The 12,727-nt window shown below is 71.3% G+C and carries 12 protein-coding genes; 5 read left to right on the forward strand and 7 right to left on the reverse strand.

Features of this window, described 5'->3' with window-relative positions:
- Positions 1–114: 114 nt before the first annotated feature.
- Positions 115–531, forward strand: coding sequence for a DUF4307 domain-containing protein (locus tag BDW27_RS11545; RefSeq protein WP_026129486.1), 417 nt, complete (start codon positions 115–117; stop codon positions 529–531).
- 150 nt (positions 532–681) lie between these two features.
- Positions 682–1,182, forward strand: a complete 501-nt coding sequence (gene greA, locus BDW27_RS11550; protein WP_017545860.1) for a transcription elongation factor GreA — start codon at positions 682–684, stop codon at positions 1,180–1,182.
- Between the two features lie 130 nt (positions 1,183–1,312).
- On the opposite strand, the gene BDW27_RS11555 is transcribed toward greA, so the two are convergent.
- Together BDW27_RS11555 and BDW27_RS11560 are read right to left on the reverse strand one after the other, a co-directional pair.
- Complete coding sequence (locus BDW27_RS11555; protein WP_110049292.1) at positions 1,313–2,674, reverse strand: hypothetical protein; 1,362 nt, start codon at positions 2,672–2,674, stop codon at positions 1,313–1,315.
- A gap of 132 nt (positions 2,675–2,806) precedes the next feature.
- Positions 2,807–3,961 (reverse strand): FIST N-terminal domain-containing protein, encoded by a 1,155-nt coding sequence (locus BDW27_RS11560; protein ID WP_199560624.1) that lies wholly within the window; start codon positions 3,959–3,961, stop codon positions 2,807–2,809.
- A gap of 192 nt (positions 3,962–4,153) precedes the next feature.
- Here BDW27_RS11560 and BDW27_RS11565 point away from each other — a divergent pair, with 192 nt between their 5' ends.
- Complete coding sequence (locus BDW27_RS11565) at positions 4,154–5,575, forward strand: sigma 54-interacting transcriptional regulator (protein ID WP_110049294.1); 1,422 nt, start codon at positions 4,154–4,156, stop codon at positions 5,573–5,575.
- The gene (locus BDW27_RS11570) at positions 5,575–6,726 is read left to right on the forward strand and encodes a VWA domain-containing protein (RefSeq protein WP_110049295.1); all 1,152 of its coding nucleotides are present in this window, start codon (positions 5,575–5,577) and stop codon (positions 6,724–6,726) included. Before BDW27_RS11565 ends, BDW27_RS11570 begins: the two co-directional genes overlap by 1 nt.
- Before the next feature lie 7 nt (positions 6,727–6,733).
- Here BDW27_RS11570 and BDW27_RS11575 read toward each other — a convergent pair whose 3' ends face one another.
- Both BDW27_RS11575 and BDW27_RS11580 read right to left on the reverse strand, forming a co-directional pair.
- Entirely contained in the window at positions 6,734–7,543 is an 810-nt protein-coding gene (locus tag BDW27_RS11575) for a GntR family transcriptional regulator (RefSeq protein WP_017545865.1), read from the reverse strand.
- Positions 7,544–7,551: 8 nt separating this feature from the next.
- Positions 7,552–8,283 carry a GntR family transcriptional regulator gene (locus BDW27_RS11580; RefSeq protein ID WP_017545866.1) on the reverse strand — a complete coding sequence of 244 codons (732 nt, stop codon included), beginning with the start codon at positions 8,281–8,283 and terminating at the stop codon, positions 7,552–7,554.
- A gap of 299 nt (positions 8,284–8,582) precedes the next feature.
- Between BDW27_RS11580 and BDW27_RS11585 the strand changes: the two genes are divergently transcribed.
- On the forward strand, positions 8,583–8,828 hold the full coding sequence (locus BDW27_RS11585; RefSeq protein WP_017545867.1) for a hypothetical protein: 246 nt from the start codon (positions 8,583–8,585) through the stop codon (positions 8,826–8,828).
- A 105-nt stretch (positions 8,829–8,933) separates the two neighbouring features.
- On the opposite strand, the gene BDW27_RS11590 is transcribed toward BDW27_RS11585, so the two are convergent.
- The 3 genes from BDW27_RS11590 to BDW27_RS11600 form a co-directional block, all read right to left on the reverse strand.
- A complete protein-coding gene (locus tag BDW27_RS11590) occupies positions 8,934–10,079 on the reverse strand; it encodes a cystathionine gamma-synthase (RefSeq protein WP_017545868.1) in 1,146 nt (381 codons plus the stop codon).
- 258 nt (positions 10,080–10,337) lie between these two features.
- Entirely contained in the window at positions 10,338–11,066 is a 729-nt protein-coding gene (locus BDW27_RS11595) for an acyltransferase (protein WP_017545869.1), read from the reverse strand.
- A gap of 127 nt (positions 11,067–11,193) precedes the next feature.
- On the reverse strand, positions 11,194–12,561 hold the full coding sequence (locus BDW27_RS11600) for a cystathionine beta-synthase (protein ID WP_017545870.1): 1,368 nt from the start codon (positions 12,559–12,561) through the stop codon (positions 11,194–11,196).
- Between the last annotated feature and the right edge of the window lie 166 nt (positions 12,562–12,727).

The following is a 12,727-nucleotide window of genomic DNA, read 5'->3' on the forward strand; positions in this document are numbered from 1 at the left end:
CTGTCCGACACCACCCCGGGTCACGGCGTGGACGACTCACGTGCGGGCCGCGTAGGGGGGCTGTCAGGTCGGGGATATCTTAGACAACACCGTCCCCTTGCTCGGAGATTCCCAATGTCAGCGACCCCGGAAGATGATGCCGTGAACAGTGCCGACACCGCGCCAGCGCTACGCAAGCGCCACGGCAACGGGCCCGTCTTCTTCGTCGTCGCGACCATCTTCGCGGTGGCCGTCAGCATCGGCTGGGGCTACTCCGTCATGAACTACACCGGGCTCAGCGGGGGCGTGTACCACCAGGTGGTCGCCGTGACCGCGCCCACCGGGAGCGAGGCCCGGATCGACTTCGAGGTGAACAGCAAGAACGGGGCCGAGTGCCTGCTCCGCGCGCTGGACAGCCAGATGGTCGAGGTCGGCACGGAACGCGTCGAGGTGGAGGGCGGGAACCGAATGGTGAGCCAGACCGTTGAGACGGTTCGTCAGGCTTCCACGGTAGAAGTGGCCTCGTGCAGGGAACAAGGTTCGCAAGACTGATCCACCGAGCCTTTCCCCCTGTCCGGCACAGGTACCTGGAGCGGACCCCTGAGAGTCGTGTCACCAGTGCGCGATCGCGCACGGTGATATTCTCGTGAGTTCAGCTCTGGCCGCCTGGTGGCCATTGCTACTAGTACACAAGGAGTTCCCGTGACCCAGACCCGCGATGAAAACGTCACCTGGCTCACCCAGGAGGCGTACGACCGGCTCAAGGGAGAGCTGGACCACCTCTCGGGGCCCGGGCGCATCGAGATCGCGGAGAAGATCGAGGCCGCCCGGGAAGAGGGTGACCTGAAGGAGAACGGTGGCTACCACGCCGCCAAGGAGGAACAGGGCAAGATGGAGGCCCGCATCCTCCAGCTCACCGAGATCCTGCGCACTGCGCGGGTCGGCGAAGCGCCCCGCACCGAGGGCGTGGTCGGTCCCGGCATGACCGTCACCGTCAAGTTCGACGGCGACGAGGAGGAGGTCACCTTCCTGCTCGCCTCGCGCGAGGAGAGCGGCTCCCCCATCGACGTGTACTCCCCCAAGTCCCCGCTCGGCTCCGCCATCAACGGCAAGGCGGTCGGCGAGACGGTCAGCTACAACCTGCCCAACGGCAAGAGCCTCGGTGTGGAGATCATCGGGGCGGTCCCCTACAGCGGCATGTGACATCGCTGTGCGGCCACCGGGTGGACCAGGCACGAAGTAACGACAGGGGCGGCTCCGGCCGCCCCTGTCGTGTGTGTGCCGCGCCCCCGTATCCCTGCCTGCTGGTCCAGGTCCTGGCGGGGCTGGTGCCCTAGCTCCTGGCGCACCTGGGGGCGTCCGCGCCGCCCACGGCGAAGGCCGCCGGAACGTAGTGGCCCTCCCCGATGCGGTACCAGACGTCCGAGGTCCCGGTCGGTCCGGTGGCCCGGTCACCGGTCGTGCGGCAGGCCACGTCCACGTTGGCCTTGTGCGCGGCCAGGCCCGCGGTGTCGAACTCGGTGCCGGGCCCCTCCCGCACGATCACCGGATCGGTACCGGAAGCCGTGGTGATCTCGGCGCGGGCCCGGTACTGGGCGGTCCACAGGTAGTCGACCCGCACCCACCCGTTGGTGGGGAGCTGGAGCCCTTCGTTGAAGGCACCGTCGGCGAGGTCGATGCCCGCGGGGTTGAGCACCTTGCGGCCGAACCCGTCCAGGCCGTTGTTGTGGTTCTCGGTGTAGGCCGCCTGTGCCTGGGGGCGTCCCCGGTCCAGGTCGCGCCAGGACTCGCGGTCGGCGTTCCAGTGGTCATCGGTGATGTTCCAAGGCCCGACGTCCCACACGGGCAGGTAGGCGCAGCGCGGGACGTGGTTCCTGGTGTCGCCGCTGGCCTCGGGACCCAGTGCCCCGGTGCTGCACACCCGGACGGTGTACTCCCCGCCGCCCCGGTTGGACAGGCCCCGCCGCGAGGGGAGCGCGGCGAACTGGTCGGCGGTCCGGACCTTGTGCCCGTTGGCGGTGGTGTTTCCGACCAGGCCGATACGGGTGGCGAACAGGCGCGCGGAGAAGGGGCGCGGGACGTCGTCTCCCCGCGCCTCCTCACCGGAGTCCTCGTCGGACCCCTGTGTCTCCCCGGCCTCCGGCTCCGGGGACGGAGGCGTTCCGGTTCCCTCGACCGCGCGGACGCGGACGTCCGTGACGGAGGTCCGGTCGGCCCGCACCCGCGACGCGGACCCGAGCGCCGACTCCACCCCGATCCTCAGCTGGACCTCACTGACCGCCTCCGGGAGGGTCACCCGGCCGCCGCCAGGACCGGTCGGGTGCCACTCGGTCCACATGCCGTCGGCGCGCACGCCCCGGGCCTCGGTGAGGACCTCCTCGGCGTCCCCGGAGACGCGCACAGCCACGTCGATGGTGTCCGTGGCCTCCCCCAGCTCCTGTTCGGGGAAGGTCGCCAGCCCCGCGTGGCGCTGGGACGGGTCCAGGCGCGGCGAGGCGCCGAGCTGGGTGCGGTCACCAGGGTTCAGGCGCAGTCCCCCGGCGTCCAGGGCCAGGCCGATCCGGTCCGCCGAGGACAGGTCCTGCTCCAGCCAGGCGGAGTCGGCAAGGGCCGGCGTGGGTGTCGCCAACGGAGCCAGGAGGGCGAACGCCCCGAGGGCCACGAGGGACGTGGTCGTGCGCCGGAAGTCGGCCATCGTTCCTTCTCTCACCAAACACGCAAAGTGATGAAAACAGTCACTCTTAGTAATCACCCTGGTGTGCGCACACTCAAGCAGGTTGGTCAGGGTGTTGGTGATCCGAGAGTAAAAGTCCGACTTGGCCGGGTGTCAGGCGGCGAAGGCCAGGAGACAGGCCGTGAAGCCGTGGACGTGGTTGACCCCGGCGACCGGACCGATCTCCCCTGCAGCGAAGAAACCCGCCACCGGGCCCGCACCGAGGATGCGCCGGACCGCGAGGACGTCATGGTCGGCCTGCGTGAACAGCGCCTCGCCCCGGCCGTTGCACGAGAACAGCAGACCCCCGCCCACGGAGTACTCGGTGCCGAAGTCCGTCAGCTTGCGGGCGAGGTCCTCGTCCGCGGTGCTCGCGTCGCGGACCTGGAAGCGGACGGTCTGGCCCACCTCCACCATCTCGTCGATGGTCAGCGCCCCCAGCTCGGGGTCGGCGCCGCTGAGCGCGCGGATCAGGAAGTCGCCCTGTTCGTGGTGGTCCGCGTACTCGTCCATGGCGATCCCGATGTGCAGCCCCCGCGCGGCCAGCTCGCGGTCCTCCTCGGAGAGCTCCTCGACCAGGCTCTCCAACCGCTCGTAGGCGTTGGTCCCGGCCAGTTCCAGCACGAGGTTGCCCTCGGCCTTGGTGATGGTCATGCTCGGCCCCACCGGGCGACAGCCCTGGCTGACCACCGTGCCCAGCACCCCCTCGCCGCCGATCAGCACGCCGATGGCGCCGTTGTCGGCGACCTCGCCCTCGCAGAACAGCCGCACGGACTCCTCGCCGCGCAGACCGTCGGCCATGCCGCCGATCAGCGGAAGCCCGTCGAGCGCGGCCGTGGTCTCCCGGACGAACGCCTGGGTGGGGAACTCGTAGGGGTTGGTGAGCAGGATGCCGGCCCGGTCGCGCGGAGACGGTTCGCGCATACCCACCACGGCCAGCTGGTCGCCCTCGACGACGGTGTCCAGTCGGAAGGGGGTCAACTCGACCCCGGGCAGGCGGGCGCTCCACACGCTGACCGCGCCCTGGCCCTCCACGCCCCGGCCGCCGCCGACCACTCCGGTGGCGCTGCACCCCAGAGTGAGGGCGTCACCGGCCAGCTCCATGACCCGCCTTCCGGCGAGGGTGACCTCGTCCGGGTCCGCCCCGCTGACGAAGAAGCAGACCAGGTCGGCCGGGCCGTCCATCTGCTCCAGGGCCTGAAGCACGGCGCGTTCGGCCGCGTTCACGAGGTCGGCCCCCGTCGTCAGTGCATCGCCGAACCTAGCCACCAGCTGCCACCCCCGCCTTCACCGGCCACCGGACCGGTCCTGGGAACCTTGCCGTCCCATTCTTCCATCCAGACTCCCAACAGGAGCTTTCCTCCTGATGGCCCCTCAAACGCCTCCGCCCCGGCGCGTGTCCGACGAATCCCCTTCCCCGTGGGCGGGCGGCACCCGTCAGGCACGCCCTACACTCCCCTTGTGACCCATGCCGCACATGCCCCCAGCGGGCTCCCGCGCACCCGCGCCGCGCTGCGCGAGTCCGGCCACGTCCACCGCACCACCACGGCGGAGGTGCGCGAGAACCTGCTGGCCCGGATGGCCTCGGGCCGCCCCCGCTTCCCCGGGGTGCACGGGTTCGACGACACCGTGCTGCCCCAGCTGGAACGGGCCCTGATCGCCGGGCACGACATCGTCCTGCTGGGCGAGCGCGGCCAGGGCAAGACCCGGTTGATCCGCACGGTGGCCGGTCTCCTCGACGAGTGGAGCCCCGTGGTGGAGGGCTGCCCGGTCAACGACCACCCCTACGCCCCCGTCTGCCCCGCCTGCCTGCGCCGGAGCGCGGCCGAGGGCGACGACCTGCCGGTGGCCTGGCGCCACCGCGGCCTCCGCTACGGGGAGAAGCTGGCCACACCCGACACCGGCACCACGGAGCTGATCGGGGACGTGGACCCGGCGCGGCTGGCCGAGGGGCGCTCCCTCGGCGACCCCGAGACGGTCCACTACGGTCTGCTGCCGCGCGCCAACCGGGGCGTGTTCTGCGTGAACGAACTCCCCGACCTCCCCGCGCGCGCCCAGGTGGCCCTGTTCAACGTGCTGGAGGAACGCGACCTCCAGGTGCGCGGGTACACCCTGCGCCTCCCCCTGGACCTGCTCCTGGTGGCCAGCGCCAACCCGGACGACTACACGAGCCGGGGGCGGATCGTCACCCCGCTCAAGGACCGGTTCGGCGCGCAGGTGCGCACGCACTATCCACCCGGACTCGACGACGAGCTGGCACTGATCCGGCAGGAGGCGGACCTGCCCCCGGGCACGACCGTCCCGTCGCACCTGCTGGAGGCGGTCGCCCGCTTCACCCGACTGGTGCGCGCCTCCAACCGGGTGGACCACGGGTCGGGGGTGTCCGTGCGCTTCTCCGTGGCGGCCGCCGAGACCCTGGCCGCCTCGGCGCTGCGCCGGGCCGCGCTGGTCGGCGAGGAGGTCCCGGTGGCCCGGGTCTGCGACCTGGCGGGGGTGGCCGAACCGCTCCTGGGCAAGGTCGAGTTCGAGGCCGGGGCCCAGGGGCGTGAGGCGTCGGTCCTGGAGACACTGTTGCGGCGGGCGGTGGCCGAGACCTTCCGGGCCCGGCTGGGCGACGCGGACCTGGAACCGCTCAGCGACCGGTTCACGGGCGGCGGGACGGTGGAGAGCGGCGACCTCGTGGGAGCGGCCGAGCTGCTGCGCCGTGTGGGTACGGTGCCCGGGTTGTCCGGGCTCATGGAGCGGGCCGCGCCGGAGTCGGCGGACGGACCGCCCACCCCGGGGTTGGCCGCCGCCGTGGTGGAGTTCGCGTTGGAGGGCCTGTACCTGGAACGGCGGCTGTCCAAGGACACCGTGCCCGACGGGGGTGTCTACCGCTTCTGATGAGGTTCCGGTACCGGGAGTACATGGGTGGCCCCGACCCCCTGGCCGAGACCGATCCGCCCCCCGCGGAAGCGGTGCGGTCCGCCGTGGGCCTGCTGGAGCTGATAGCCGGGGCGCGCTCCGGGGAATCCGGGAGCGCGGCGAGCATCGAGGACTCGCCGGAAGCGGCGCTCGCCGCCGCCGAGGAGGCGCTGACCCGCTACGCCGACGGCGACCGCGACGCGCTGGTCGGGCTGGACACGGGGGCGCTCCGGGGCGCCCTAGGGCCCGCCGCGTACGGCCCGCTGGATCGGCTGGACGCCGCCGACCACGAGTTGACGCCACGTGAGCTGCGCAGACTCGGGGAGGTGGCGCTGGGCGACATCGAGGCGGTGCGACGGGGCGCTCCCGGGGGCCACCCGGGCGGGGACGGGGCCGGGGACGAACCCACCGGGGCCGCCGTACCCCACGACGGACTGGACCGGACCCTGGACGCCGTCGCGACCCTGCGCGAGGCCATGCTGCGCCGGGCCGCCGCCGGTGGTTCCGGAGCGGCGCTGCGGGCGGAGGACGTCCGGTACACGGAGACGGAACCCGCGGGGGCCGCCGCCGTGTGCCTGCTGGTGGACCTGTCCCACTCGATGGTCACGCGGGGGCTGCACGAGGCCGCCACCCGTACGGCGCTGGCGCTGCACACCCTGGTGCGCACCCGGCACCCCGAGGACCGGGTCCTGCTGATCGGCTTCGGCGACCGCGCCCGCGAGATGACCCCCGCCGACCTGGTGGAGCACGACTGGCGGCGCGTCCCCGGCACCAACCTCCAGCACGCGCTGCACCTGGCCCGGCGGCACCTGCGCCGTCACCGGGGTCTGCGGCCGCTGGTCCTGGTGGTCACCGACGGTGAGCCCACCGCGCACCTGGAGGAGGACGGGGACGCCCGGTTCGCCTGGCCGCCCGCGCCGCGCACGGTGGAGGTCACCGCGGCCGAACTCGACTCCGTGCTGCACGAGGGAGCCGGGGTGACGTTCTTCCTGCTCGCCGACGACCCCCGGCTGCGGGAGTTCCGGGCGCTGCTCGAACGCCGCCGTGGCGTGGGCGTGGTGAGCAGCGACGCCGACGCTCTGGGGCCGTCGGTGATCGACCGGTACCTGCGGCGGCGGCCCGGTACCTGAGCCGGGGTCAGTGGTCGAAGACGTTGACGTCGGAGTCCATCACCGGCAGGTTCTCGGGGGCGTCGCCGCCCGCGTAGAGGAGCTGGTGGCGGTTGGCGGGCATGAGCGTCTCGGTGTAGCGCAGCGGGCGCTGGCCCTCGTAGGTCACCCGCTCCTGCACCAGCAGGGGGAGGCCGGGGCCCAGGCCGAAGGCGTCCGCCTCGTCCTGGGAGGGCATGCGGGCACCCACGACGTCCCAGTTCCAGTCCTCGTGGAACCCGAGGTCGCGCATGACGGTGCCGATGCCGTTCTCCAGGTACTCGGGGGACATGAGCGGGGTGTTGTTGGCGATCCCGAACGGGAAGTAGGTGACGTGGGACTGCCACAGGCCGCCGTCCACGTAGTGCTCCGAGGAGCGGATCACGACCAGCCCGCCGCTGGCCGCCCTGCCGTCGACGGCGTCGATCAGCCGCTTGGCCACCTTGGGGCGCATGGTGTCCAGACTGACCTTCACCTTCTCGTCGATGTTGCTGTACCCGGCCTGCCGCAGCCGTTCGTGGTAGCCGAGGTCGAACCGGGAGGGATCGTCCGAGGCGTCGGGGGTGGCCTTGTGCATGACCGGGTGGTGGTCGGCGACGAAGGCGCCCCGACCGACCCGGATGGAGACGCGGCCCTCGTCCTGGAGGATGCGCATCCCCAGCCGGGCGGTGGCACGGGAGACGTCGAGTTCTTCGGCGAGTTCCTCCTCGCCGGGCAGCCGGTCGCCCGGGCGGTAGTCGCCCCTGGACAGGGCCTCGCGGAGGTAGTCAGCGACCACGGTCTTCTTCGTCGCGCTCATTGGCTGGATCAGTCCCGGTGGTAGGCCTGGAGGTTGCCGTGCTCGAACTGGTAGCGGATGCTGTGCCCCGCGTGGACGGTGTGCACCAGCCGGAGGGGGCGGTCGTCGGAGTAGTCGGTGCGGTGGACGTCGAGGACCGGGACCCCCGGCGGGAGTTCGAGCTCGGTCGCCTCCTGCGGGGTGGGCATGCGGGTCTCCAGCTCGTCCACGTAGCCGACCTGACGGTGCCCTTGCTCGAGGAGGACGGTCAGGGCGCTCTCGACGTTCTCGGGGAGCATCAGTGAGGTGCCCTGGACCAGGTCGACCGGGTAGTAGGCGGAGCTGATCGATCCGGAGCGCTCCCCGGAGAACCGGTGCATGCGCCGGACCACCGTCATCTCGCCCTCCGGAACGCGGAGTCGGCTGGCGATGTCGGGGGTGGCGCTGAGCAGCTGGAGTTCCTCCAGGGTGAGGCCGCTCATGTTGAACTCGTTGAGCCCGTCGGGGCCGCCCGCCTTGCGGGTGGCGTAGAAGATCTCGGGGACCACGTCCTGGACGAAGTGACCGCGCCCGGGTCTGCTCACGATGAGGCCCTGGTTGCGCAGCATGCCCAGGGCGAGGCGGATCGTGTTGCGGGAGGCCTCGAAGCGCTCCTCCAGCTGCTTCTCCGAGGGGAGCTGCCCGCCCAGGGGCAGGCTCCTCTCCTGGATCTCCCGCCGTAGGACACGGGCGATCTGTCGATATCTGCTCTCTGCCCGCATAAGTCCGCCCTAGGAGGGGTAAAAGACCAACATCACAGCTTGTACCAACAAGCTAAGTGCTACACCAGCCGAACAGGTTTACCTGGTTTACATGAACCCATCCTAGAGGAAGGTGACCCTCAGTACAGGGCACCCCCGGCCCGAGACGGAGACCCCCGTAATGCGCAGACCCCTCCAGGACCACCCGCCCCATACCGCCACAGGAAGCGACCGCCGATGAATCCCGGCAGTACCCTCCCCCGGCTCACCAGGGGGCCGCTCAGGATCTGACCACCCACCACACAGAGGACCACTTCCCCATGCAGCAGATCGCCTTCGTCATCCTCATCCTCGCCGGACTCCTCCTGTTGGGACTCGCCACGGGATTCCTCCTCGCGGTCTCCATCGGCATCCGCCGCGCGGACCGCAACCGCACCTACCGTTCCCTGCGCCGGAACGGCAACGACAGCGCCCTCTCCCGCTCCAGCCGGGCCGTCGTCGGCCTGCGCTTCCGGGACGACCGGGGCGAACTTCCGGACCGCGGCCGTACCCCCACCGCTGTCTGACCCGGACACACGTCCGCGGAGCACCACCGAACCAGGGGCCGCGGCGGGCCCGGCACACGGCCGGGGGACCCGCGCGGCTCGGCGCGGGCACCCCAAGCCGCCGTATCAGCCCTCGAGGGCCTGCGTCAGGTCCGCGACGAGGTCGTCACCGGACTCGATGCCCACGGAGATCCGGACCAGGTCGGCCGGGACCTCCAGCGCGGAACCCGCGGTGGACGCGTGCGTCATCCGCCCCGGGTGCTCGATCAGGGACTCCACCCCGCCCAGCGACTCCCCCAGGGTGAACACCCTGGTCCGCTCGCACAGATCCAGGGCGGCCTGCTCCCCGTCACGCAGGGAGAAGGAGACCATGCCACCGAACGAACGCATCTGCCGCTCGGCGATCTTGTGCCCCGGGTGGCTGTCCAGGCCCGGGTAGTAGACCCTGCGCACCGCGGGATGGCCCTCCAGGGCCGCCACCACGCGCTCGGCGTTCTCGCTGTGGCGGTCCATCCGCACGCCCAGAGTCTTGACCCCGCGCAGCGTCAGCCAGGAGTCGAACGGGCCCGGAATGGCGCCCATGGTGTTCTGGTGGAACGCCAGCCGCTCGCCCAGCTCGGCGTCGGCCACGACCAGGGCGCCGCCGACGACGTCGGAGTGCCCGCCGATGTACTTGGTCGTGGAGTGCACGACCACGTCGGCGCCCAGGGTGAGGGGGCGCTGGAGGTAGGGAGAGGCGAAGGTGTTGTCCACGACGTGCAGCGCGCCGGCGTCGTGGGCGACCTGCGCGACCGACTCGATGTCGGTGATGCCCAGCAGCGGGTTGGTGGGCGTCTCCGTCCACACCACCTTGGTGTTGGGGCGCATGGCGGCGCGGACCGCCTCCACGTCGGTCTGGTCGACGGCGTCCCAGCTGACGCCCCAGCGCTCGACCACCTTGGAGATGAGCCGGAACGTGCCGCCGTAGGCGTCACCGGGGATGAGGACGTGGTCGCCCGGGGAGAGGACCGCGCGCAGCAGGGTGTCCTCGGCCGCCATGCCGGAGGCGAAGGCGAGGCCGCGGGCCCCGGACTCCAGGGCCGCCAGGCACTCCTCCAACGCGGTGCGCGTGGGGTTCTTGGTGCGGGAGTACTCGTACCCCTGTCGCATCCCGCCAACGCCGTCCTGGGCGTAGGTACTCGTCTGGTAGATCGGCACAACCACGGCGCCGGTACCGGCGTCCGGCTCCTGCCCCGCGTGGATGGCCAGCGTTTCAAAACCGTCGAACTTCATGGGTCCAGCCTAGTGCCCCGGAACGGCCTGGAACCCTTTGTCAACAGGCATATCTCAGGATGTGGTCACCACGGTCCGTGCGTCCGCGTCGCCGTACGGACCACCCCCGGGGCGGCCCGCCGCGACGGCCCCCGGACGTATGCGACGCCCGGGGCCGATCCCGGACACGCGGCGCCCTCACTTGGAGGGTTCCGGGGCTTCGGTCGCCATGATCAGGCGGCGCGGGACGGCACGGGGGCCCGCCCCGCGAGGCCTCGGTCAGGCCGGGGGGAAGCGGGTCGGGGAACCCGGCTCGGGAGGCTCTGTGGGCGCCTCGGGGGGCAGCCCGGTGACCGGGGTGGGGACCCGGGTGGGGGTCCCGGTCTCGCGCAGGGGCGGGTCCCAGCCGAGCTGCTCGTCGTACGAGCGCACGACCTTGCCGGGGATGCCCGCGATCACCGCGTGGTCCGGGTACCGGCCCGGCCGCACGACGGTCCCGGCCGCCACAACGGAGTTCCTCCCCAGGTGCACCCCGGGCAGGATCACGCTGTTGGCGCCCAACCAGCTCCCGTCCCCGATGCTCACCGGGTCGTCCACGGGCCACTGGAGGCCCACCGGGATGTCGGTGTTGGCGTAGGCGTGGTTCTGGTCCGTGATGTAGACGTAGGGCCCGGTGTACACGTGGTCGCCGATGTCCACCGAGCGGTGCGCGACGATGTGCGACCCCCGCCCGATGGCGCAGCCGGAACCGATACGCACGACGGAGCCCTCACCGAGGTCGTAGTCGGGGCCCATCCCGGCCGCGAGGGTCATGTCCCCGCCGAGGACGGTGTGCACGCCGATCTCGATCCACGGCTCACCGTAGAGAGTGGCCGTGGGGAAGGCGATCGCCGAACCGACGCCGAAGCGCGCGAACCTGCGGGCCGCCCTGGAGTCGGCTCGGATCTCTCCGTGGCTCCGCGCGTACGACCAGGCGGAGCGGATGATCCAGTTGAGGAGCCGCGACACGGGTGCACCTACTTATTACCGGCCAGTACGTACTGACGCGAACATTAGCAGTGTCCGAGTATGCGGCACCGTGTCCGGAAGGTGAACCCCGGGGCCCGAATGTCGTTCGGTCCCCGGGGAACGGGGATCAGCCGGACAGGTGGGCCAGCAGGTCCTGGCGGGTGAGGATGCCCACCGGCTTGCCGTCGCGGAGCACCACCAGCGCACCGGAGGTGCGCAGCAGGCGGACGCAGTCGCTGACCGGCGTCCCCGTGCCCACCGTGGACAGCGGCTTGCCCATGTGCGTCTCGACCAGGTCGTCCAGCTCGGCGCGGCCGTCGAACAGGGCGTCCAGGAGGTCGCGCTCGGCGATGGAGCCGACCACCTCGGCCGCCATGACCGGCGGCTCCTCCTTCATCACCGGGAGCTGGGAGACGCCGTACTCGCGCATGATCGCCACGGCGGTACCGACCGTCTCGTCGGGGTGGCTGTGCACGAAGTCGGGCATCTCGCCCTCCTTGTCCGCGAGCACCTGGCCGGCGGTGGCCTCCTCGGTCTCTGCGGACAGGAAGCCGTAGTCGGCCATCCACTCGTCGTTGAAGATCTTGCCGAGGTAGCCGCGGCCGCCGTCGGGCAGCAGCACCACGATGACGTCGTCCGGACCGGCGTCCTTGGCCACGCGCAGGGCCGCCTCGACCGCCAGACCGCAGGAGCCGCCCACCAGCAGGCCCTCCTCCTTGGCCAGGCGGCGGGTCATCAAGAAGGAGTCCTTGTCGCTGATCGGCACGATCTCGTCGCAGATCGCCGTGTCGTAGGTGCCGGGCCAGATGTCCTCGCCCACGCCCTCGACCAGGTACGGACGGCCGCTGCCGCCGGAGTACACGGAGCCCTCGGGGTCGGCGCCGACGACCTGGACGGCGCCCTTCGAGGCCTCCTTGAGGTACCGGCCGGTGCCGCTGATGGTGCCGCCGGTGCCGATGCCCGCCACGAAGTGCGTGATCCGGCCCTCGGTCTGGTCCCAGATCTCCGGCCCGGTGGAGTGGTAGTGGGACTCCGGGTTGTTCTCGTTCTCGTACTGGTTGGGCTTCCAGGCACCGGGGATCTCGGCGGCCAGGCGGTCGGAGACCGAGTAGTAGGACTCGGGGTGCTCGGGCGCGACCGTGGTCGGGCACACCACGACCTCGGCCCCGTAGGCGCGCAGCACCGACAGCTTGTCCGGGCCGACCTTGTCGGGGCAGACGAAGACGCAGCGGTAGCCCTTCTCCTGCGCCACGAGGGCCAGGCCGATACCGGTGTTACCGGAGGTGGGCTCCACGATCGTGCCGCCCGGTTTGAGCTCTCCGCTCTTCTCGGCGGCCTCGACCATGCGCAGCGCGATGCGGTCCTTGACCGACCCGCCCGGGTTGAAGTACTCGACCTTGGCCAGGATCGTCGGGGCCAACCCCTCGGTGACCTTCCGAAGACGGACCAGGGGGGTGTCTCCGACCAGGTCGATCAGTGAGTCGTGTACCCGCAACTTCGCTCCTTCGCATCGTGGCGACCGGGTCTTCGGCCCGCCCGTGTGTTTCCCCGGTGACGCCCGGGGCAGGTGGGACCGGTCCGGCTCCCACATCCAGACTCTAAGCCGATTTCACCGGTCTCGCGCCGCTCACCTGGATCAAGGCGCCCAAGAGCGGTGTGGA

This window comes from Nocardiopsis sp. L17-MgMaSL7 (genome assembly GCF_003182025.1).
Classification (GTDB): domain Bacteria; phylum Actinomycetota; class Actinomycetes; order Streptosporangiales; family Streptosporangiaceae; genus Nocardiopsis; species Nocardiopsis prasina.